The 20,471-nt window shown below is 65.5% G+C and carries 20 protein-coding genes; 10 read left to right on the top strand and 10 right to left on the bottom strand.

The window, feature by feature from the left end; all coding sequences use genetic code 11:
- Window positions 1-45: 45 nt before the first annotated feature.
- Window positions 46-1,446, top strand: coding sequence for a cytochrome-c peroxidase (locus tag BM136_RS11670; RefSeq protein ID WP_092971994.1), 1,401 nt, complete (start codon window positions 46-48; stop codon window positions 1,444-1,446).
- Window positions 1,447-1,569: 123 nt separating this feature from the next.
- Window positions 1,570-3,150, top strand: a complete 1,581-nt coding sequence (locus BM136_RS11665; protein ID WP_092971993.1) for a TerC family protein — start codon at window positions 1,570-1,572, stop codon at window positions 3,148-3,150.
- On the opposite strand, the gene BM136_RS11660 is transcribed toward BM136_RS11665, so the two are convergent.
- Window positions 3,147-4,055 carry a DMT family transporter gene (locus BM136_RS11660; protein ID WP_092971992.1) on the bottom strand — a complete coding sequence of 303 codons (909 nt, stop codon included), beginning with the start codon at window positions 4,053-4,055 and terminating at the stop codon, window positions 3,147-3,149. The two genes, BM136_RS11665 and BM136_RS11660, sit on opposite strands and share 4 nt — an antisense overlap.
- Window positions 4,056-4,165: 110 nt before the next feature.
- A complete protein-coding gene (locus tag BM136_RS11655) occupies window positions 4,166-4,945 on the bottom strand; it encodes an AraC family transcriptional regulator (RefSeq protein WP_092972310.1) in 780 nt (259 codons plus the stop codon).
- A 262-nt stretch (window positions 4,946-5,207) separates the two neighbouring features.
- Here BM136_RS11655 and BM136_RS11650 point away from each other — a divergent pair, with 262 nt between their 5' ends.
- The 3 genes from BM136_RS11650 (at window position 5,208) to BM136_RS11640 (ending at window position 8,067) form a co-directional block, all read left to right on the top strand.
- Window positions 5,208-6,764 (top strand): ATP-binding protein, encoded by a 1,557-nt coding sequence (locus tag BM136_RS11650; protein WP_092971991.1) that lies wholly within the window; start codon window positions 5,208-5,210, stop codon window positions 6,762-6,764.
- Window positions 6,748-7,407, top strand: a complete 660-nt coding sequence (locus BM136_RS11645; RefSeq protein ID WP_092971990.1) for a response regulator — start codon at window positions 6,748-6,750, stop codon at window positions 7,405-7,407. Before BM136_RS11650 ends, BM136_RS11645 begins: the two co-directional genes overlap by 17 nt.
- Before the next feature lie 105 nt (window positions 7,408-7,512).
- The gene (locus BM136_RS11640) at window positions 7,513-8,067 is read left to right on the top strand and encodes a Spy/CpxP family protein refolding chaperone (RefSeq protein ID WP_092971989.1); all 555 of its coding nucleotides are present in this window, start codon (window positions 7,513-7,515) and stop codon (window positions 8,065-8,067) included.
- 62 nt (window positions 8,068-8,129) lie between these two features.
- Here the strand turns inward: BM136_RS11640 and BM136_RS11635 are convergent, their stop codons facing one another.
- From BM136_RS11635 to BM136_RS11620, 4 genes are all read right to left on the bottom strand, one after another.
- Window positions 8,130-8,570: a universal stress protein gene (locus tag BM136_RS11635; protein ID WP_092972309.1), complete on the bottom strand. Its 441-nt coding sequence runs from the start codon at window positions 8,568-8,570 to the stop codon at window positions 8,130-8,132.
- 148 nt (window positions 8,571-8,718) lie between these two features.
- On the bottom strand, window positions 8,719-9,642 hold the full coding sequence (locus BM136_RS11630) for a helix-turn-helix domain-containing protein (protein WP_092971988.1): 924 nt from the start codon (window positions 9,640-9,642) through the stop codon (window positions 8,719-8,721).
- 52 nt (window positions 9,643-9,694) lie between these two features.
- Window positions 9,695-10,126 carry a hypothetical protein gene (locus BM136_RS11625; RefSeq protein WP_092971987.1) on the bottom strand — a complete coding sequence of 144 codons (432 nt, stop codon included), beginning with the start codon at window positions 10,124-10,126 and terminating at the stop codon, window positions 9,695-9,697.
- Entirely contained in the window at window positions 10,123-10,521 is a 399-nt protein-coding gene (locus BM136_RS11620; RefSeq protein ID WP_092971986.1) for a glycoprotein, read from the bottom strand. Before BM136_RS11620 ends, BM136_RS11625 begins: the two co-directional genes overlap by 4 nt.
- Before the next feature lie 712 nt (window positions 10,522-11,233).
- On the opposite strand from BM136_RS11620, the gene BM136_RS11615 reads away from it, so the two are divergent.
- The 4 genes from BM136_RS11615 to BM136_RS11600 all read left to right on the top strand — a co-directional run bounded on the left by BM136_RS11615 (window position 11,234) and on the right by BM136_RS11600 (window position 15,994).
- Window positions 11,234-13,984 (top strand): sensor domain-containing protein, encoded by a 2,751-nt coding sequence (locus BM136_RS11615; RefSeq protein WP_092971985.1) that lies wholly within the window; start codon window positions 11,234-11,236, stop codon window positions 13,982-13,984.
- Window positions 13,985-14,107: 123 nt separating this feature from the next.
- Entirely contained in the window at window positions 14,108-14,611 is a 504-nt protein-coding gene (locus BM136_RS11610) for a DUF6622 family protein (protein ID WP_092971984.1), read from the top strand.
- Window positions 14,612-14,677: 66 nt separating this feature from the next.
- Window positions 14,678-15,490: a TOBE domain-containing protein gene (locus BM136_RS11605; protein ID WP_092971983.1), complete on the top strand. Its 813-nt coding sequence runs from the start codon at window positions 14,678-14,680 to the stop codon at window positions 15,488-15,490.
- 6 nt (window positions 15,491-15,496) lie between these two features.
- Entirely contained in the window at window positions 15,497-15,994 is a 498-nt protein-coding gene (locus tag BM136_RS11600; protein ID WP_092971982.1) for a flavodoxin family protein, read from the top strand.
- Here BM136_RS11600 and BM136_RS11595 read toward each other — a convergent pair.
- Together BM136_RS11595 and modB are read right to left on the bottom strand one after the other, a co-directional pair.
- Complete coding sequence (locus BM136_RS11595) at window positions 15,991-16,734, bottom strand: ABC transporter ATP-binding protein (protein ID WP_092971981.1); 744 nt, start codon at window positions 16,732-16,734, stop codon at window positions 15,991-15,993. The two genes, BM136_RS11600 and BM136_RS11595, sit on opposite strands and share 4 nt — an antisense overlap.
- Window positions 16,731-17,417, bottom strand: coding sequence for a molybdate ABC transporter permease subunit (gene modB / locus BM136_RS11590; RefSeq protein WP_092971980.1), 687 nt, complete (start codon window positions 17,415-17,417; stop codon window positions 16,731-16,733). Before modB ends, BM136_RS11595 begins: the two co-directional genes overlap by 4 nt.
- Before the next feature lie 450 nt (window positions 17,418-17,867).
- Here modB and BM136_RS11585 point away from each other — a divergent pair, with 450 nt between their 5' ends.
- Window positions 17,868-18,947: a helix-turn-helix transcriptional regulator gene (locus tag BM136_RS11585; RefSeq protein WP_175537119.1), complete on the top strand. Its 1,080-nt coding sequence runs from the start codon at window positions 17,868-17,870 to the stop codon at window positions 18,945-18,947.
- Window positions 18,948-18,985: 38 nt separating this feature from the next.
- Here the strand turns inward: BM136_RS11585 and BM136_RS11580 are convergent, their stop codons facing one another.
- Both BM136_RS11580 and sctR read right to left on the bottom strand, forming a co-directional pair.
- Window positions 18,986-19,708, bottom strand: coding sequence for a lytic transglycosylase domain-containing protein (locus tag BM136_RS11580; protein WP_254775678.1), 723 nt, complete (start codon window positions 19,706-19,708; stop codon window positions 18,986-18,988).
- A 59-nt stretch (window positions 19,709-19,767) separates the two neighbouring features.
- The gene (gene sctR, locus BM136_RS11575) at window positions 19,768-20,427 is read right to left on the bottom strand and encodes a type III secretion system export apparatus subunit SctR (protein WP_092971978.1); all 660 of its coding nucleotides are present in this window, start codon (window positions 20,425-20,427) and stop codon (window positions 19,768-19,770) included.
- Window positions 20,428-20,471 lie beyond the last annotated feature (44 nt).

Genomic DNA, 20,471 nt, shown 5'->3' with positions numbered 1-20,471 from the left:
GCGCCATGCTAAGTTGCAAGGCTCCCAAAATTTCGTCTGTCGAAAATGTCCCGTGTCCTGCCCGCTGCAACGTTTTGCGTGATCGCTATGTCGGTGCTTGCGGGCGCGGTCGTCGGGTTGGGCGGCTGCGAGCGGGGCGATTCGGCGACAGCCCATGCCGCAACCATGGCGGCTTCTGCACCGGCCGCTGCGGCGCCGGCAGCGGCAGCGGCAACGGTCGGCAAGCCAACGGTGGCACCGGCCTATGAAAAAGCCTTCTACACGATGATGGCAACGCGCCGCCCGTCGGTTCCGGCGATGACGGCATTGGGCAAGGCGCTGTTCTTCGATCCGGCTATGTCCGCCTCGGGCAAGCTGGCCTGCGCAAGTTGCCACAGCCCCACGCATGCCTATGGCCCGCCGAATGATCTGTCGGTGCAGCTTGGCGGCACGGGCATGAACAAGACCGGTGTGCGTGCCGCGCCATCGCTGCGCTATCTGCAGAATGTGCCGCCGTTCTCCGAACACTTTTATGAAAGCGACGGCAACGACTCTGAAGACCAGGGTCCGACCGGCGGCTACACATGGGACGGCCGCGTGTCGTCCACACACGACCAGGCGCGTATTCCGCTGCTGTCGGGGCACGAGATGGCCAACGGCACGCAGGCCAGCGTTGTGGCCAAGTTGCGCAATGGCCGTCATGCACAGACGTTCCGTCAGGTGTTCGGTAACGACATTCTCGACAACGAAGACACTGCCTTCCGCGCCGCACTGATGGTGCTGGAGGTCTTCCAGGAAACGCCGTCCGAGTTCTATCCGTATGACAGCAAATACGACGCGTTTTTGCGCAAGCAGGCGAAGCTTTCACCGCAGGAAATGCGCGGGCTGCAGGCGTTTTCCGATCCAGCCAAGGGCAACTGCGCCTCGTGCCACGTGAGCGCCATCAAGCAGGACGGAGCGTTCCCGGCCTTTACCGATTTCGGCCACATTGCCGTGGGCGTTCCACGCAACCGCACGCTGGCCGCCAATGCGGATCCGAAGTTCTTCGACCTCGGCCTGTGCGGCCCCGACCGGACCGATCTGAAAGACCGCGCCGACTATTGCGGCCGCTTCCGCACGCCGTCGCTGCGCAACGTGGCACTGCGCAAGACGTTCTTCCACAACGGTGCCATCCATTCGCTGGAAGACGCGGTGCGCTTCTACGCCCAGCGCGACACGCAACCGCAGAAGTGGTACCCGCGCAAGGCCGACGGCACGGTCGACAAGTTTGATGACCTGCCGCCCCAATACCGCGCCAACGTCAACATGGAACCGCCGTTTGGCGGCAAGCCCGGCGACACGCCCGTGCTGTCCGAGGCTGATGTGCGCGACATCGTTGCCTTCCTCAAGACGCTCTCCGACGGCTACCGCCCCGTGCGGACAGCGCAATCCGGTGCCCAGGGCGGCAGCCGCGTTGCACAGCGCTGAACCGCCGGCTCCAAGCCTCGCGGCCCGTTTGTTGCAACACCTTGCGAGGGATTCCCGCAAGGCCGCGCGTGCGCTGCGGTTATCATCGGCGGATCGTCTTTTTGCTGTCTTCTACTTCCCGCTATGACCTGGCTTGCTGACCCGTCCATCTGGATCGGCCTGTTCACCCTGGTGGTGCTCGAGATTGTTCTCGGCATCGACAACCTCGTTTTCATCGCCATCCTGGTCAACAAGCTGCCGCCAGCGCTGCGAGACCGGGCCCGGATGATCGGTCTGGGCCTGGCGTTGCTGATGCGCATGGTGCTGCTGGCCGCCATGTCGTGGCTGATCGGGCTGACCAAGCCGTTGCTCACGCTGGGGCCGGTCGACCTGTCGGGCCGATCGATCATCCTGCTGCTGGGTGGTTTCTTCCTGCTGTTCAAGGCCACGTCCGAGCTGCATGAACGTCTGGACGGCCAGCCGCAGGACGAAAGCCACGGCAGCGGTCACGGCAAGTTCTGGAACGTGATCGCGCAGGTGGTGATTCTCGATGCGGTGTTCTCCATCGACTCCGTCATCACCGCCGTGGGCATGGTCAACGATTTGCCGGTGATGATGGCGGCCGTGGTGATCGCGATGGGCGCCATGCTGTTTGCTTCGCGGCCGCTGACGGAATTCGTCAACGCGCATCGCACGGTGGTGGTGTTGTGCCTGAGCTTCCTGCTGATGATCGGCTTCTCGCTCGTTGCCGAGGGCCTGGGCTTTCATATTCCGAAGGGCTATCTGTATGCCGCCATCGGCTTCTCGATCCTGATCGAGTTCTTCAACCAGGTGGCCCAGCGCAATACCGTGCGCTACGAGCGCCGGCGCCCGCTGCGCGAGCGCACTGCCGATGCCGTGCTGAGCTTGCTGGGCGACCGCCGTGGCGCGCCGGCAGAGTCTGAATCGCACGAAGCCGCTTCGCACGAGACCGGCAAGTCCGTGCCCGAGACCGTGTTCCGCCCGGAAGAGCGCAGCATGGTCAGCGGCGTGCTGGATTTGGCCGAACGTTCGGTGCGCTCGATCATGACGCCGCGCCACGATATTTCGTGGGTGGATATCGATGCCGATGCGGCCGTCACGCGCAAGTTGCTGCTGGCTGTGCCGCATAACCAGTTTCCGGTCTGCCGCGGCGGGTTGGATGACTTGGTGGGCGTTGCTCGCGCAAAGGACCTGATGGGCGATCTCGACACCCGCGGCTCAATCGACGTAGACCGCAGCGTGAAGCCTGCGCTCAAGGTGTCCGACAACATCGGCATCCTCCGCCTGATGGATCAGCTCAAGCGTGCGCGCGGGCGCATGCTGCTGGTGACCGATCCGCTGGACGTGGTGCAGGGCGTGGTGACGCCCATCGACGTGCTCGAAGCCATTGCCGGTGAATTCCCCGATGAGGACGAACGCCTGGGCGTGGTGGAAGTCAGCGATGGCTGCTGGGAAGTCGCCGGCGAGGCCGACCTGCGCCAGCTCGAAGATGTCCTGCATGTCGACTGGCTGCTCGATGAAGGCGGCGGCGCCACGAGCCTCGGTGGCTACCTTTTCAACCAATGGGACCGCCTGCCGGAGGTGGGCGATACGCTGGTGCGCCACGACCTGCGTTTCGTCATTCTCGAAGCCGCCAGCCGTCGCATCGTGCGCGTGCGGATCGAGCGCATGGAAGATGTGACGGCACCCGAGGCGGAAGCTTAAGACGTCGTCGATGTGACCGGCCGTGGTGCACGCGCCAGGCCAAGGCTGAGCACCGCCGCCAGCACGCAGGCGATGCCACTGACCTGGCGCGTGCTGACGGCCTCGCCGAGCAGCGTTGCTGCAAATACCACGGCTGCCACAGGCGCCAGGGCGGTAAACAGCGACGCCTCCGCGCCGCTCACGCGCGCGGCCCCGGCATACCAGAGCACAAAACCACCGACCGTCGGCACGATGGCGTAATACGCCACGGCCAGCAGTGCTTGCGTGGCTTGCACCGATGCGTGCAACTGCCACGGCGCTTCCCACAGCGCGGGCAGCAGCGCTGTCAGCAAACCGAATGCACTCATCAATGCCGACAGCGCAAGCGGCGGTACGGGCGTGCGCAGGCGTTTGTTGAGCAGGATGAAGAGCCCCTCGCACACCACTGCGCCCATCACCAGCAGATTGCCCAGCAGCGGATGCGTCGCGTCGCCGCGCGGCTGCAGGGCGATGGCCAGCACGCCGGCGGTGGCCAGCCCAATCGCCCCCAGCACCGCGCGGCCGGGCCGTTCGCCCAGCAGCACGATTGCAATGAGCGCCGACATGACCGGCAGCGTCCCGATGATGACGCCCGCGTCTGCGGCAGACGTGTGCCGCAGGCCCGAAATGAGCAGCGTCGTATAGCCCACGCTGCCGGCGGCCGCCTGCAGGAAGAGCAGCACCCAGTCGCGGCGTGCAAGCACGGGCCAGCGCGAACGGGTCATGCGCATGATGACGAGGAACATCGGCAGTGCCATCGCAAAGCGCAACGCCGTCGCTGTAAAGGGCGGCAAGCCCGCCGCGATGATCTTGCTGGCCGCCACGGTGCTGCCCACCAGCACCATCGCCAGGGCAAGGTAGAGACAACCTTCGAGTCGTTTGGACATATCGCATCCTGCGTGGGTGGAAGCCGCAGGATGGGCGCACGCGATGTGCGCGTCTTGAACGAAATTGCAGCGCGAGGGTGCGGAGGGTGCGGAGGATGCGGAGGATGCGGCTAGCGCGCCGCTGCCACCATGCCCGGCGACACGCCGTACTTGCGCACGAACTGCCGCGTCATGTGGCTTTGATCGGCAAAACCGCATGCGGCTGCCACTTCAGCCAAGGGCTGGCCTTGGGCGATCAGGCGGCGTGCCAGGGCCACGCGACGCTGCACCTGATAGGCGTGAGGCGTGAGGCCCGTGACGCGGGCAAAACCGCGCAATACCTGGAAGCGGCTGAGGCCGGTCTCGTGCGCGAGGTCGAGCAGGGAGATGGCGGCCGCGGGGTCGTCGTCGATGCGGGTGCGGGCAAGCTGGATGGCGTCGGGGGCGGCGTCGGCGTGGTGGTTGGTGCGGTCGTGGGAGGCGTGCAGCGCGTCTGCCAGGACGGACAGCAGCAGCTGCTCGCGCAGCAGTGCATCGCTTTGCGCGGCGGGCACCGTCATCTGCGCAAACAACAGGTGCATGCGAGGGGCGAGGTCTGCGTCGTGGATGACAGGGCGGTCAAATTCAGCGTCGCCGCAGTGGCCGGGGTGCATGTCCGTCGCCAACTCTGCGACCACGCCGGGGTCGAGGTAAAGCATGCGCCATGCGCGGCCGGCATCGCCGATGGGTGTTCCATCGTGCACTTCAAACGGATTGACCGTGATGACGTCGCCTGCGCCGGCTTCTACCGTGCCGCGTCCGCTGAATGATCTCTGCGCCCCCCGATCAACGATGCCGATGCCGAACTGGCCATGCGTGTGGCGCGGGAAGGCGTGGCCAGAATCTGCGGCGACGGCTTCCACGCCGCGCATGGCGCAGCGATGCATCGAAAACGCGAGGTTGGCCGACCGGCTGGGCAAGGGCGGTTCCTTGTGAAGGGGATACGCGAATATATGGATCTGTAGCGTGGCAGCAGCATACGCTTTCTTCGCATTTCGCTCATTTTTTGCCCACAGGCGGTTGGTATGCTGGCGCTTTCTGCGGCAGCGCGCCCGGTAAGATGAGGCCGTGCCTGCTGCCGGGCAGTGCGGGAACCGCTCCTGCTAGCGGAGCCCGGCAGCCCCTGACTGATCCATGCGCCCGTCTTTCGGTATCACCTCCAAGCTGTTCGTCGCGTTGTTCATGCTGAGCATCGTTGTTGCGCTCGCCATGGGCGCGGCGGTGCGCTGGCGCTTTGACGCCAATTTTCTCGACTACGTGAACGCGCGCGAATCCGAGCGCATGGCCGTGCTCGCGCAGGGCGTGGAGGGTGCCTACACGCAGCACGGCAACTGGGATTTCCTGCGCAACGATCGCATGGCGTGGTTCCGCCTGCTGCGCCGCGAAGGCGCCCGGGCACGCGCCAACGGCATGGGCGGCGACCGCTTCGACCTGCCACCGGGCCATCGCTTTGATCCGCTCCCACCCGGCCCGGACCGCGGCATCGACGGAGACATGCCGCCGCCGCCCGGCCCGCCTCCCGCAGGGAGCATGCCCTTGCACCCGCCCGGCGAGCCGCCGATGCCGCACTCGCCAATCTGGCTGCTTGATGCGCAGCGCAACGTCGTCATTGGAGACGGGCCGCCGCTCGGGCCGAACGCGCGATGGCAGGAACTGCACCATAACGGCCAGACCATCGGCTGGCTGGCCATGCCCCCGCGCGTGCGGGTCCCCGAAGGCGCCGACCAGGCATTCCAGGCGCAGCAGCTGCGCGCTACGTGGATCATCGCCGGGCTGTCGGTCCTGCTGGCGGCGCTGGTGGCGGTGCTGCTCGCCCGCGGTCTGCTGGCCCCGATGCGTCGCCTGACCGATGCCGCGCGCCGCATGGCCGACGGCGACTACGCCACCCGTGTCGACGTGCATTCGCGCGATGAACTCGGCGGGCTCGCGGCGGATTTCAACCACCTGGCCGCATCGCTGGAGGCCAACCAGAAGATGCGGCGTCAGCTCACGGCCGACATCTCGCACGAACTGCGCACGCCGCTGGCCGTGCTGCGCGGCGAACTCGAAGCCCTGGAAGACGGCGTGCGCCCGTTGACGGCTACGTCGCTCGCGTCATTGCAGGCCGAAGTGTCGACGCTCAGCAAGCTCATCGACGACTTGTATGAACTCTCCCTGGCCGACGTTGGCGCGCTCGCCTTCCACATGGAGCCGCTCGACCTGGCCGACACCGTGTGCAACGCCGTGCAAGGCTTCACGCCACGCCTGATGGAAAAGCGCATCGCGCTGCAGCTGGACGTGCCGGCCGCGCCGTCGCATGCCACGATGGTCAACGGCGACCCGCAGCGCCTGCGACAGGTCATGCAGAACCTGCTGGAAAACACGCTGCGCTATACCGACGCGGGCGGCACGCTGCGCGTGCATGTCCATCAGGAGGGCGGCTGGCAGCAGATCGACGTGCAGGACAGCGCGCCGGGCGTGCCCGAGGCAATGCTGCCGCGCATCTTCGACCGCCTGTTCCGTGTGGATGCCTCACGCAGCCGGGCGCAGGGCGGGGCTGGCCTGGGCCTGAGCCTGTGCCAGACCATCATTGCCGCACACGGCGGCACCATTGACGCCAGACATTCGCCATTGGGCGGGCTGTGGATCGCCATTCGCCTGCCTGTTCTTGATGTGCTTGATCCGCTAGCCGACCATGATTCTGATCATTGAAGACGAACCCAAGCTGGCCGCATTGATGACCGACTATCTGCGCGCCGCTCATTACGAGACCGAGTGGCTGGCCGATGGCACGCATGCCACGCAGCGCATTCGTGAGACCGCACCCGAACTCGTGCTGCTCGACCTGATGCTGCCCGGCAAGGACGGCCTGGAAATCTGCCGCGAGGTACGCGCATTCAGCGAGGTGCCCATCGTCATGGTGACGGCGCGTGTTGAAGAAATCGACCGCCTGCTCGGCCTGGAGCTGGGCGCCGACGATTACGTCTGCAAGCCTTTCAGCCCACGCGAACTGGTGGCGCGCATCAAGACCATCCTGCGCCGCGTACAGCGCGGTGGCGGCATGTCGGAAAGCGCCTTGCAGATCGACGGTGCCGCCTATGCCGCCACGCTGCGCGGGCAGCGCCTCGACCTCACGCCGGTGGAGTTTCGCCTGCTGGCTGCGCTGGCGGGCGCACCGGGGCGCATTCTGTCGCGATCGAACCTGCTCGAGCAGATCTACGACGACCACCGCATCGTGACCGACCGCACGGTCGATACCCACATCAAGAACCTGCGCCGCAAGATGGAGCAGGTGAGCCCGGGCACCGACCTGATCCATTCCGTCTATGGCGTGGGTTATCGCCTTGACGCCTGAGGTTCAAGAAAACTCCTCTGTTTGCCCACCTTTGGTGCGATGTCGATGGCTACAGTGAGCGTATGGCTGGCATGTCCGGCCGACGATCTCATCAGGAGCCTCAACATGACCGCAGTGACTTCCCGCGTGGCCGGTATTGCCGCCGGACTTTTGCTCTCGTGCGCCGCGCTGGCCCAGACCGCCGGGCCCGGCGCTGATCCGCTCTCGCCCATGCCACCTATGTCACCACATGGTCCGGGCATGATGGAGCGCGGGCCAGGCATGGGCCCCGGCGGCCCGCGTGGCATGGGCCCGCATCATGGCGGCGCGCCCTTCCTGCACGGCCTGAAGCTGACCGAAGAGCAGCGCGACAAGATCTTCGCCATCGAATATGCGCAGATGCCCGAAGCGCGCGAACAGCGCAAGGCCATCGAGCACGCCCGGCGCGATCTGCATCAGATGGTGGCTTCGGGTCAGTATGACGAAGCGCGTGCGCGCAGCCTGACTGAATCGTTGGGCCGCGCCGTGGCTCGCGAAGCGCAGTTGCGCGCGCAGGCTGGCGCCAAGATCATGCAGGTGCTCACGCCGGAGCAGCGCAAGCAGATCGCCGACCGTGAGGCTCAGCGTGTGGCCGAGCTCGAGCCCGGAGAAGGCGGGCTGGAACCCGCACCGATGATGTAATTCGGGATTGGCCCAAAGATGAAATCGGTTCCCGGTCCGCAGGGCGGCCCGTGAACGGATGCCTAGCGGTAGACCACCACCGGAACATGCGCGTAGGTCAGCACCTTGCGCGTCTCGTTGCCGATCAACAGTCGTCCCATCAGGCTGCGGTGCCCGTGCGATGCCATGAAGATGACGTCGCACGCGTGCCGCTTTGCCGCATCCAGGATGCCCAGATAGGGCTCGGGAAACTGCGACACATCGCTGTCGAACTGCACGCCTTCTTCCCGGGCGCGCTCTGCAATGCGGTCGATGCAGTCCTTGGCGTGGCCCTGCACCGTTTCCATGTAGTGCGCATGCGGACACTCGCCCACGCCGGCCGAATAGGCCATGTTGGGGAATTCTTCAATGCACGTGTAGGCGGTGAGGCGGCAACCCGTGGCGCGCGCCAGCTTGAGCGCGCCGTCGATGGCCTTGCGGCACTGTTCGGAGCCGTCGGTCGGCAGGAGGATATGGGTAAACATGGCGGTCTCCATGGGGAACCCATCTCCACGTTACTGCGCCCGCCGATGCGCCTCTATCGTGGAAAACGCTAGTCCAGCGCAGCTTTTCGGCTGATATGGAGAGCCGGGCGATCGCGATGCACGGTCGTTCGCATATTGACGTGGCAGGCTACGGCCTAGCCCCGTGCCACGCCTGCCGGTAGCGCGACGGCGACGCGCCGAGCTGCAGAGCAAATCGCCGGCTGAAATGACTGGCGCTGGCAAAGCCGCAGCGCTCGGCAATCGTCGCCAGCGCAAGGGTTGTAGTGCGCAACAGCGTTTGCGCGCGCGCCATGCGTTGCTGCATCACCCACTCATGCGGCGCCACCCCGAACGATGCCCGAAACATCCGTGCGAAATGGAACTCCGACAGGTTTGCTTCTGCTGCGAGTTGCCCGAGCGACAGGGGCAGATGCAGCTCGGCATCGATACGCGCGGCAATGCGCCGGCATACGTGCGGCGCCAGTCCGCCACGTACGGCCAGCGCCCGCGTGCGGCCCTGGGTCTGCACGAGATACGACAGCGTGTCGTTGGCCAGCGCGTTGGCGCGCATGCGGTCGTCCAGGTCGGTCCAGTCGAGCTGAGCGATGTTCGCGCAGGCTTGTGCGAGATGAACATCTTCAATGAAGGTGCGGTCGTGCAGCGTGAACAGGCGGGGCTCTGCGTCGAGCAAACGTACGGCGTGCCCCGCCAACGCGTCAGGCGTGAAATACAGATGAACGAAACGCATCGGCTGCTCGATTACCCAGCTCGACTGGTGTTCGGCCGGCAGCATGCAGACGCGCCCCGGCGCACCGAACAGGTGCGGCAGATCCTGGCGGTGCGTGGTGTACCCGCCCTGCAGATAGACCGAAAGCGTGTGGTGCTCGGGCTGGATGTAGCGCGCCTCGTCGTGCTCGTTGCGCCAGATGGCGGCGGTCACCCCATCGCCCAGATTCGTCACGCGCTCGAGCGATGCGCGCGAGCCGCGTGCAAGCGTGCCGAAGACGCTCGCGTCTGCGGTTACGCGAGGGTCGGCAGGCTGAAGCGAAGGGGACTTGGGAGCGGGGCGCACGCGTTGATGTTACCAACGATGGCACCGCGATGCGATGCAAGAAGCCTGGACGCTATCCGCTGCAGAGCTGGCGCGCCACCTCGCCGGCCAGGCCCACGGCATCCACGCGTTGCCAGCCCGCATCGTTGGCGAGCTGTCGTTCGCTGACGGTCAGCGCGCCTTGATACAGCTTGGCTTGCGAGACGGAGAACTGCCGGCTGCGGCAATCGATGGTGTACAGAAAATCGGCCATGTCGCCGCGAAAGGCGCCGAACATGCGTTGCAGCGAGCGCATGCCCGAGCGATTCGACGCTTCTACGCGCACCCATGCGCTGACCGGCCCGCTGGGCATGCGCTGGATGCTTCCGACGTCGAGCGATGCGTAGCTGTCCGGTTGATCGGCCAGCCTGATCCAGCGCTCCGCACCGGCCACCGGCATGGACAGCGCTGCCAGCGCCGCCAGCATGCCGGCCATGACACGGTGTGCGAAGACGAAGGGTGTCATCGCGGCTTGCCACCCGGTACAGGGATGGCAATGGAGTCGGAATGGCTGCAAGCCATCATCACGCCCGCCTTGTCCACGTCGATCATCACGGTGCCCGGCTTATCGGCCGTGCTCGGCGTGGCAGCCAGGCTGCCCGACAGGCGCCGCATGATCGCTTGGCAGGTCGGGGCGGTAGAGGCAACCGTCGTCGCCTTGGTTGTCTTGGCGGCCGGAATCGGTGCGGGCGGGGCAGCAGCAACGGGTGGCCGGCTGGGGGCAGGCACAACTGCGGCCGCGGGCGGCGTTGAAGCGTGTGCGCGCGGCAACGCAACAAGGACGGCCAGCACGCTCACGGCAATCAGCAACCGCGTCGTGCGCCGTGAAAGCGATCCAGTGGGGGGAGACAGAGACGGCATGACAGTCCAGGAACGGGCATCCAAATTGCGCCTGCTAGGTCACGGAACAGGCGCGCTCTTTCGACCAGTAACGGCATGCCGCGCCCGAACTTGACGCGGCAATCTGCCTCATGAGCCACTCCGACGTGATTTTGCCTGCGCAAAATGCTTCATGTGAACCGACATAATCTGGCAGCTTGGAACATTCTTGCCAATGTAGCGACCAACCGATATGCCGGGGAGATTTTTCCGGCATCGTCTGCATCGTGAAACGAACCGCCCATAAGGCTCGCACATGCAGGCGATGTAAGCAGGCGGGATAAGCAGCACAGGGGTTCGTGCAGTGCCAAAACAAATGGGTCGGCGGAAATGAAAATGGGACGAAATATCCGGTCTTTTCCGCCCTTTGTTTTTCCAAGGGGGCAACTATGATTCACAACATGGCGATGCGATGCAGCTTTGCCTCGCTTGCCTCATGGGTCGGTTCTCCTCTCTGGAACAGATCGACACGGTCCAGAGATTTCAACCCGCGCCTCGTCAACTGAGCGCGGGTTTTTTCTTGGGGCATGCAACGTAGGACGGCCGCCACACGCCCGTCAGGGGTATCGCACGCAGCACCCTTCAGTTTTCTGCCGGCGCGCCGTTGTGGTTAGGGTCGAGACACGTGTAGTCTCCCTCTCGCTTTCCCATTGCCACTGCTGTTGCTGTTATCGCTCAAGCCATCGCATTGCCCATGACCCAGTTTCTTCCGGCCCAGGCCGGAGCCTCTCCTGCAGACGTTGCGCTGGGCCCCCAGGCCGCGCAACGTCCGGTGGCGGCCATGGTCGGGGCGATGACTGATGTGCGTGGTACCGATTTCGATGCGCTGTCACGGCTGTCGTCCGACGCGGTATTGCTGACCGTGGACGGGCGCCTCGTGCGAGCCAACCCGGCAGCCGCCCGCTTGCTGGGCGCGCAGGATCCAGCGCAACTGGCCGGCCTGCAACTCGCCGGGCTGATTCATCCTGATGACGTTGCCCAGGTGGTTCCGCGCCTGGCGGGCATGGTGAGCAGCGGCGTCTCTGCACAGCCGGTCGAACACCGTCTGGTGCGCGCCGACTACACGCACGTGCTGGTTGCCAGCGAAGCCGCCGCGTGCGAGCACGAGGGGCAGCCCGCCGTCATGATCGTGCTGCGCGAAGCCGTGTCGCGCCATGCGTTGGAGCGCCACGCCGTACAGGCTCGTGCCGAAGCACTGCATGCGCGCCGCCTGCTCGCTTCGGAGAATGCCGTGCTTGCGCAACTTGCCTCCAATGCGACGCTGTCGACGGTGCTGCGCCATCTGTGCCTGTACGTCGAGCAGGTCTACCCGAATGCCATGTCGGCGCTGCTGCTGCTGGACGCCGACTCCCAGACCCTGAGTGTGGCCGCCGCGCCTACGCTGCCCGCGGCCTATGCCGCCACGCTGGAAAACACACCAGTCGGCCCCGATGTTGGCGCATGCGGTTGCGCCGTATTCCTGGGTGACGCCGTTTTCATCGACAACATTGCGACCGACCCGCGCTGGCAGCGTGAGCGCACGGCGGCGTTGGCGGCGGGCTTTGCTTCTGCCTGGGCGTTGCCGATCCGTTCATCGCGCGGGGACAAGCTTGGTGTGCTCGCGTTGTTCTATCGACAACCGTGCATGCCCGTGGAAGAAGAACAGCATTTCCTCGACGACGTCACGCACCTGGCAGGCGTTGCCATTCAGAAGGACAACGTCGAGCGCGGCCTGGCCGAAAGCGAAGAACGCTATCGCCTGGCGATCTCGAACCTGCACGAAGGCGTCGTCATCATGTCGCCGGACGGTGTGGTGCAGGCCGCCAACGCCAGCGCCGAGCGCATCCTGCGCGTGCGTCCTGGGCAGCTTGTCGGGCGTAACCGGCTCGACCCGATTCAACGCGTCGTGGATGAAGACGGCAAGGAAATCGGTTCGACCATGATGCCGTCCGGGCAGGTTCTGCGCACTGGCGAACCCATCTTCGGCCGCGTGTATGGGCTGTTGCTCAAGACGGGCGAGCTGATGTGGGTGCGGCAGAACATCATTCCGATCCGTCGTCACGCCGAGCCCACGCCCAGCAGCGTGATGCTGTCGTTTGCCGATATCACCGACATCAAGCGCGCCGAGCAGCGCCTGCGCCATCTGGCCGCGCACGATGCGCTGACAGGGCTGACCAACCGCAGCTTCTTCATCGCACACCTGGAAAGCGCCATTGAGAGCGCACGCGACGAGAGCCGCGAACTGGCGCTTTTCTTCCTTGACCTCGACCGCTTTAAAAGCGTGAACGACACCGCCGGCCATGCCTGCGGCGACACGCTGCTGCAAAGCGCCGCCGCCCGCCTGACCGATTGCATCGGCCCTGGCGACATGATCGCCCGCCTGGGCGGCGACGAATTCGTCATCCTGATCGACCAGCGTGTCGAAGGAAAGCGCATCGCGCTGCTGGCCGAACGTTTGCTGCAGGCCATGCGCGAGCCGTTCGATACTGTCAACGGACGGTATTACTTAGGCGTGTCGATTGGCGTGGCGCTGTATCCGCACGACGGCATCTCGGGTTCCGACCTGCTGCGTTCGGCCGATGCCGCCATGTACCGCGCCAAGCAGAATGGCCGCAACCGCGCGCAGTTCTACACGGCTGAACTGAACGCCCGCCTGCAACGCCGCTACATGCTGGAAAACGCGCTGCGCGACGCGCGCGAGAACAACGAACTGCAGCTCGTCTATCAGCCCAAATACGACCTGGCCAGCCATCGCATCGTCGGCGCCGAGGCACTGCTGCGCTGGAACAGCGCCAAGCTCGGGGCGATCTCGCCGGTGGAGTTCATCCCGGTGGCGGAAGAGACCGGTCTGATTGTGCCGATTGGCGCATGGGTCTTGCGCCGCGCCTGCGAGCAGGCCGTGATCTGGTACGAAGCGCTGGGCTATGACTTCCGCATGGCGGTCAACCTGTCGGCGCGCCAGTTCCAGGCCGGCGACGTGGTGCCCATGATCGAGCAGACGCTGGCCGACACCGGGCTGCCGCCAACCGCGCTCGAAGTGGAAATTACCGAAAGCCTGCTGATGGGCGGTGCGGATGAAGTCCGCCCCATGTTCGATGCACTCACCGCGCAGGGCATCCGGATCTCCATCGACGATTTCGGTACCGGGTATTCATCGTTGTCGTATCTGCAGCGCTTCCCGATCAGCAACGTGAAGATCGACCGCTCGTTCATCACCGGCATTCCGGGCGATCCGGATTCCGTGGCGCTGACGGAGGCCATCGTCGCCATGGCGCGCGCCCTGGGCATGACCGTCACCGCTGAAGGTGTGGAAGACGCCGACCAGGTGGAGTTTCTTGCCAAGGCGGGCTGCCAGGAAATCCAGGGTTACTACATCGGCAAGCCCGTCACGGCCGAAGGTTTCGACCGCTTGCTGCGGGCGCACCTGTCAGTGGTGGATGCTGGCGTACGCGCGGCGCTGGGCTGACCGCCCGGCAGGCTGCATGGCTGACTGAGCCGTTCACACCGGGGTTTCTGCCGTTCGTCGCAATCCGCTCCCGCGCGCGGGGGCCAGCACCTAAGCTGGCGTCATTCCAACAGGGAGACCGCCATGCTCGAATCGATCGCCTCCATCGTTTCGCACACGCCCACCTGGGTGTTCGTCGTGTTTGCCGTGCTGATCGCCATCGGGGTGCGTCAGATGCAGCCCCGCATCGTGTCGCGCCGCCGCCTGATCGTACTGCCGCTGGTGGTGGCCGCGTATTCGCTTTACGGTGTGTCGATGGCAAGCCATGGCAGCGCGCTGGCGCTGACGATGTGGCTGGTCGCTGTTTTGGTGGCATTCCTGCTGACGTACATGTCACCGCCCGACGGCGCCGTGTCCGAAACTGCCGACACCGTGCGCGTGCCCGGAAGCTGGGTGCCGATGGTGGTGATCGTAGGTCTGTTCGCGTCCCGCTATGCCTACAACGTGATGCTGGCGATGCATCCGGAAGTCTCGCACTCCGGCAGTTTCATGGCACTGTTCAGCGCGCTGTTCGGCTTCCTGGGTGGCCTGCTGCTCTCGCGCTCGGTGCTGCTGCATGTGCGTACGCCGCGCCTGGCGGCGGCTTGAGCCGGCGAATCGGCGTTAACACGTTAACATCCTGCATGTTGCAATCTCCATCCAAGACGGGACGACATGCTGGAACTCGACGGCACCATCTGGCTGCGCGCCGGTGAAGACAACTGGGGCGGGCGTGGCCGGATCGAACTGTTGGCTGCCATCGGGCAGACCGGCTCCATCACCGCAGGCGCAAAAGCGGTAGGTCTTTCCTACAAGGCCGCGTGGGACGCCATCGACACCATGAACAACCTGGCCGGCGAGCCGCTGGTGGTGCGCACCACGGGCGGCAAGGGCGGTGGCGGCAGTGTGCTGACGCCCCGCGCGCAACGGCTGATCGAGAGCTTTCGCGCGCTGGAAGCCGAGCACCGTCGCTTTGTCGAACGCCTGGATGCCGCCGCGCAAGCCGCCAGTGAAGACGTCAACCTGCTGCGCCGCCTGATGCTGCGCACGAGCGCGCGCAATACGCTGTTCGGGACGGTCGAATCAGTCGCACCGGGCGCCGTCAACGATGTGGTGACGCTGCGCCTGCCCGGCGGTCAGGCTGTCGCCGCCACCATCACGCAGGAAAGCACGCGCGTGCTGGGGTTGGCGCCGGGCGTGCAGGCCGTCGCGCTCATCAAGGCGCCTGCTGTGATGCTGATGCGTGGCGCCGGCGAGTGGCGCGTCTCGGCAGAAAACCAGTTGCCATGCGTGGTCACGGAAATCCGCGATGGCGCGGTGCAGGCCGAAGTGCGCCTGCGCCTGCTGGATGCGAACGCTGCGTTGGCGGGGGAAACGGTGCTGGTGGCCATGCTCTCGCGTACCGCTGTGGAAACACTGGCACTCGCTGAAGGCGTGAAAGCCGTGGCCGTCTTTGAGGCGTCGAGCGTGATCCTGGGATTGGCTTAAGCCTTCATGACGCCCAAAACCCTGTTGATCGTCTACCACTCGATGACGGGCGGCACACGCCAGATGGCCGAGGCCGCGCAGGCGGGCGCCGCAGAAGAGGGCGGCGTTGCCGTGCGGTTGCTGCAGGCGGCGCAGGCCGGCCCCGACGATGTGCTGGCGGCGGACGGCTATCTCTTCGCGACACCGGAAAACCTCGCCGCCATCAGCGGGCAGCTCAAGGATTTTTTCGACCGCTGCTATTACCCGGTGCTCGACCGTATCAACGGCCGGCCATACGCATGCCTGATCTGTGCAGGCAGCGATGGCCAGAACGCGGTGCGCCAGATTGAGCGCATTGCCACCGGCTGGCGGCTCAAGGCCGTGGCCGGACCGCTCATCGTCTGCACGCATGCGCAAACGCCCGAGGCCATCCTGGCTCTCAAGCACATCGGGGCAGACGATCTGGAGCGCTGCCGCACCCTCGGGCAGGCCATGGCAACCGGGCTCGCGTTAGGCGTTTTCTAGCGGTTCAGCACCGCCGTCAGATGCGGATACGGCGATAGCGGCGCCGCATCGGGCGCGCGCACGGCATCGGCCACGACGCGGCCATCGCGCAGCTCGAATACGTGGTCTCCGAAGATCTCCACATCGGCCGGATCGTGCGTGATCATCAGCATCGGCACCTGCAGCCGCGCTTGCAGGGCAGACAGCTCGGAACGCATGCGCGTGCGCAGCGCCGGGTCCAGTGCGGCAAAGGGCTCGTCTAACAGCAGCATGGACGGCTCGGCGATCAGCGCGCGGGCCAGCGCCACACGCTGGCGCTGCCCGCCGGAAATCTGCGTCGGGTAATTGGCGGCGACGGCGCCTAGCTCGAATGTGTCGATCCACTGCTGCACGCGAGGGTCGCGTGTGCGGCGGGGCGGGTTGAACCACCCGCGCTTGAGTCCGAACGCGATGTTCTGCGCCACCGTCAAGTGGTTGAAGAGCGCGTAGTCCTGGAAGAGGTAGCCGACGCGGCGTTCCTGCGCGCTCAGGTTGATGCTCTCGGCGTGGTCGAACAGCGTACGGCCGTTCAGCACGATGCGGCCGCGCTCGGGCGTCATGAGGCCGGCAATGGCGCGCAAGGTGAGGCTCTTGCCAGCGCCCGACGGCCCGTACAGCACCACGCGCCGGCTGTCCGAGCGTACGGCAATGTCCAGCGAGAACACACGCGCCGCGCTGGTGAGCGTTTTCTGCACGACGAGGTCGATCATGCCGCCGCTCATGCCAGTTGCTCCTGCAGGCTGGGCGCGCGCCCTTGCAGCAGCCGGCTGGCAACCACTAGCACTACGATGCAGGTGAGTGAGGTGATCAGCACCAGCGTATTGGCCGTGGCGTCGTCGCCGGCCTGCACGGCTTCGTAGATGGCCACGGAAAGCGTCTGCGTGCGGCCCGGCAGGTTGCCGGCAATCATGAGCGTGGCACCAAATTCGCCCAATGCACGCGCAAAGGCCAGCAGCACGCCAGCGGCAATGCCGCGTGCGGCCAGCGGCAGCGTGACGCGAAAGAACACGGCAGCCTCCGGCAGGCCCAGCACACGCGCCGCATTTTCCAGTTGGTGATCCACGCCTTCAAAGGCGGCGCGTGCGGATTTCATGACCAGCGGAAACGCCACCACCGTGGAGGCAATCACCGCACCCTGCCACGTAAAGACGAGCTGAATCCCGAGGCTGTCGAGCCACCCCCCGATCGTGCCGCGCCGGCCCAGCAGCACCAGCAGGTAATAACCGAGCACCGTGGGCGGCAGTACGAGGGGCAGCGTCAGGATTGAGTCGATGACGTCGCGCAGGCGATTGCGCGTGCGCGCGAGCGCGTAAGCCGCGCCCACGCCCAGCACGAGGTTCAGGACGGTCGCCCAACCGGCCACCTTGAGTGAGAGCAGCAGAGGCGTCCAGATGGAAGCGGACATGCGGATACGTTGCGAAGGTGCGGTTGGCTGGCCGGATGATTCCCGCAAACCACGAGGTGACGCGTTGGGCGCCGGCGACAGGTTGGGTTAATTATTCGCAATATAGGGTTGGATATAACGCACGGTCAATCCTGACACAATGATGTCCGGCATGCCGCAAGGGGCATGGATGCGCCGTCCTGCCACCGCTGTCAGCGGCGTCCTCCGCTGCATTGCAACATAAGCCACGTCGATGGTGGGGCACTAAAAAGTTTTGTTGGACAACCTTGCCGTCGGCTTGCAACAATGCGCCAAAACGTAGGCCGGACGTCGCTTTTCACGATCCATGCCCAGCGGTGCTCAGGGTCACCGCACAGCAAATGTCATCCCCCGGGGGGGAAACAGTCTTGGCTATGGCCGGAAGCTTTCCGGCGGCCAAGCAGGTGTTTCCAACATGACCGGAGGACGGCAATGGCCGCCGCACATCGCTCAGATGGTTTGCAGGCAGTACGTTTCCCCCGCGCCGAAGACGTGGCGCTGCTGATGGACATGCGCACCGCGCTCAAGGGGGCGGACGCGCAGTCCGGTGTTTCCACCTGCCCAGGCGCTTCCCTCCAGCTCGACCTGGATGCGCTGTCCCCGAAGGCGGACAGCGCATCGCTACCCGGGCACGCCGATTCCCTGGCCGCGCGCACCGCAGCAGACGATGCCGCCAATGGCGATCGCTTCTTCGTGCCGCTGCCGTCCGGCACGGACGTTGTTCCCGTGGACGAGCACGCGCTGCTGTTCGAGCCCGCGCCTGCACAGCCGGGTCGCCTGCGCCTGGCTGCCGAACTGCAGGCCGCACGCGGGGTGGCCGAGCGCGCACGCATTGTGTCCGGGCTGATGGGGCTGATGGGTTTTTCGTCCCTCACCTACGCGCTGACCGAGCGCCACGAAAACGCGCCGCCCACGGTGGCCATGCTCAAGAACTACGTGGCGCCGCGGTTCCTGCAGCGCTATTGCGACGAGCGTCTGTTCACCGTCGACCCGCGCCTGCCCGCGGTGTTTGCCACCGGCATGCCGCTGGTGTGGGATCTGGCATCGCTGGCGCGCGGCCAGGCGCGCATGGAGCCCACAATGCGCGCGCTGCTGCAGGCGATGGACGAACACGGCCTGCGCAGCGGCGTGATGTTCAGCCTGGGCGCGGGCAAGGGCATGAACCATGCAATCGTCAGCCTCAGCTCGCCGCATGCAGGGCGGGAATGGATCAGCGACAGTGTGCTTGGCCAGTCGATCCTCTTTGGCATGGCGCTGCATCAGGTTTGGCGGGCGCCACTGCAAACGTTCACGCGCAACACGTGCGTATCCGGTGAAGAGGCACCGCTCACCGTCATGCAAAGCCGTGTGCTGACGTGCCTGGCCGCGGGCATGAGCGACAAGGAAATCGCCATCAAACTGCACACCACGGCGCACAACGTTGATTACCACTTGCGCCTGATTCGCCGCCGCTACGGCGCGACCAACCGCGCTCAGCTGGCCTACATTGCGGGCCGCCTGAACCTGATCTGACGGGGGGAAGGGGCGATGTGGAAGCGGCCGCGCGGCGTTCAGCGCGGCAGTGCCACGCAGCGCAGGCACGACGCGCCGTCGGCGCGATTGCACGCAACGATCATCACCTGCCGGCCGGTCTGGCCCGTGCACGCGCTGCCGGTCAGCACCCGTGGTTGTGCTGGTGCAGAGGCGGGGCGGGGTGCCCTTGCAGCCGGCGTAGCGCCGCCGGCGGGCACGACAGGAATCGGCTCGATTCGCCCACCGGCAGCGTCGGGCACGATGGCAGGCACGTCGCCAGCGTTGGCGACAACCTTCTGCACATAGCCATGGCGGAAGCCGGTCTCGAAATTGCCGCTGTAGTAGCACGACAGCGCCGCGCGCAACGCCTGCTGCTGATCTCCGTAGCGCGGCAATGAGCGTGCAAAGCACTCGGCGAGGATGGTGCCGCCTGCACGCAAGTTACGGCAGGCGTCGAACGCGGTTTCCAGTGTCTCGCCAAAGCGCGCAAGGTTGTAGCGGTTGACCTGCCCGAGCCCGACACTGAAGTTGTAGCCTTGGCGCTCCAGTGAACGCGCGGTTGCGACGGCTTCTTCCAGCGTGGCCGGTTGGCGCACAAGCCTGCCGCCCACCACGCCGATCGCATACGGGTTGTAGGCAGACTCCGTGCGCACCAGCGCTTCGAGCGTGAGGCGATCAACGCGTGGCGCGCATGTGGCAGCCAGCGTGGCGAAGGCGCGCGCATCAATGCGTGGCCCCGCCACGGCAGACGTGGCTGCCATGCAGGCCCCAAACGCCATGGCGGCAACGATAAAAGCACTGACACGCATGGTCGCCACCTCTATCGATAAGACAGCACGAGCCCGTGCACCAGGACCGACCAGCCATCGAGCATCACGAACAGCAGCAGCTTGAACGGCACCGAGATGGTGGTCGGCGCAATCATCTGCATGCCTAAGGCCAGCAACAGGTTGGCCACCACCAAGTCGACCACCACGAAGATGATGTAGAGCACGAAGCCCACCTGGAACGCCTTGATCAGTTCGGTGAGGGTGAAACTCGGCACGAGCACCGTCAGGTCGTCGTTCTTGAGGCCGGCGGCGCGCTCCTTGGGCCAGATGCTCGTGGCGGATTTGACGAAGAAGTTGCGCTCCGATTCCAGCGTATGGGTCTCCAGGAATTTCTTCACCGGCGGCTGCGCGGCATCGAGGATGGCGATCACGTCATCCACGCTCATCTGGCTGCTCAGGTTGAAGTTGCGCCCGCGCAGGTTGTCGACCATGTCCATGCCGACCGGCGCCATGATGAACACCGTCAGGATCAGCGCGATGCCGTTGAGCACGATGTTGGGCGGTACCTGCTGAATGCCCAGCGCCGAGCGCAGCAGGCCAAACACCACCACCAGCTTGGTGTAGCTCGTGACCATGAGCGCGGCAAAGGGCGCGATGCCCAGCGCCGCCACCACGGCAATCATCGCTACGGGATTGGGCAGGTTTCCCATTGGGTGTGTCGAGTGTGTCGATGCGTTGTTCTTGTTGAGGGAGG

This window comes from Ralstonia sp. NFACC01 (genome assembly GCF_900115545.1).
In the GTDB taxonomy this organism is placed as follows: Bacteria; Pseudomonadota; Gammaproteobacteria; order Burkholderiales; family Burkholderiaceae; genus Ralstonia; species Ralstonia mojiangensis.
Note: the sequence above shows the minus strand (reverse complement) of the source record. Positions and strands in the feature narration are given on the sequence as shown.

Bases quoted from the DNA above. Each gene is read 5' to 3' on its own strand.
- BM136_RS11585 (WP_175537119.1), top strand. From the start codon at position 17,868: ATGGCCGCCGCACATCGCTCAGATGGTTTGCAGGCAGTACGTTTCCCC.
- sctR (WP_092971978.1), bottom strand. From the start codon at position 20,427: ATGGGAAACCTGCCCAATCCCGTAGCGATGATTGCCGTGGTGGCGGCG.
- BM136_RS11610 (WP_092971984.1), top strand. From the start codon at position 14,108: ATGCTCGAATCGATCGCCTCCATCGTTTCGCACACGCCCACCTGGGTG.
- BM136_RS11625 (WP_092971987.1), bottom strand. From the start codon at position 10,126: ATGACACCCTTCGTCTTCGCACACCGTGTCATGGCCGGCATGCTGGCG.
- BM136_RS11660 (WP_092971992.1), bottom strand. From the start codon at position 4,055: ATGTCCAAACGACTCGAAGGTTGTCTCTACCTTGCCCTGGCGATGGTG.
- BM136_RS11580 (WP_254775678.1), bottom strand. From the start codon at position 19,708: ATGGCAGCCACGTCTGCCGTGGCGGGGCCACGCATTGATGCGCGCGCC.
- BM136_RS11605 (WP_092971983.1), top strand. From the start codon at position 14,678: ATGCTGGAACTCGACGGCACCATCTGGCTGCGCGCCGGTGAAGACAAC.
- BM136_RS11655 (WP_092972310.1), bottom strand. From the start codon at position 4,945: ATGCGCGGCGTGGAAGCCGTCGCCGCAGATTCTGGCCACGCCTTCCCG.
- BM136_RS11615 (WP_092971985.1), top strand. From the start codon at position 11,234: ATGACCCAGTTTCTTCCGGCCCAGGCCGGAGCCTCTCCTGCAGACGTT.
- BM136_RS11620 (WP_092971986.1), bottom strand. From the start codon at position 10,521: ATGCCGTCTCTGTCTCCCCCCACTGGATCGCTTTCACGGCGCACGACG.
- BM136_RS11635 (WP_092972309.1), bottom strand. From the start codon at position 8,570: ATGTTTACCCATATCCTCCTGCCGACCGACGGCTCCGAACAGTGCCGC.
- BM136_RS11665 (WP_092971993.1), top strand. From the start codon at position 1,570: ATGACCTGGCTTGCTGACCCGTCCATCTGGATCGGCCTGTTCACCCTG.
- BM136_RS11595 (WP_092971981.1), bottom strand. From the start codon at position 16,734: ATGAGCGGCGGCATGATCGACCTCGTCGTGCAGAAAACGCTCACCAGC.
- BM136_RS11650 (WP_092971991.1), top strand. From the start codon at position 5,208: ATGCGCCCGTCTTTCGGTATCACCTCCAAGCTGTTCGTCGCGTTGTTC.
- BM136_RS11645 (WP_092971990.1), top strand. From the start codon at position 6,748: ATGATTCTGATCATTGAAGACGAACCCAAGCTGGCCGCATTGATGACC.
- BM136_RS11640 (WP_092971989.1), top strand. From the start codon at position 7,513: ATGACCGCAGTGACTTCCCGCGTGGCCGGTATTGCCGCCGGACTTTTG.
- BM136_RS11670 (WP_092971994.1), top strand. From the start codon at position 46: ATGTCCCGTGTCCTGCCCGCTGCAACGTTTTGCGTGATCGCTATGTCG.
- BM136_RS11600 (WP_092971982.1), top strand. From the start codon at position 15,497: ATGACGCCCAAAACCCTGTTGATCGTCTACCACTCGATGACGGGCGGC.
- modB (WP_092971980.1), bottom strand. From the start codon at position 17,417: ATGTCCGCTTCCATCTGGACGCCTCTGCTGCTCTCACTCAAGGTGGCC.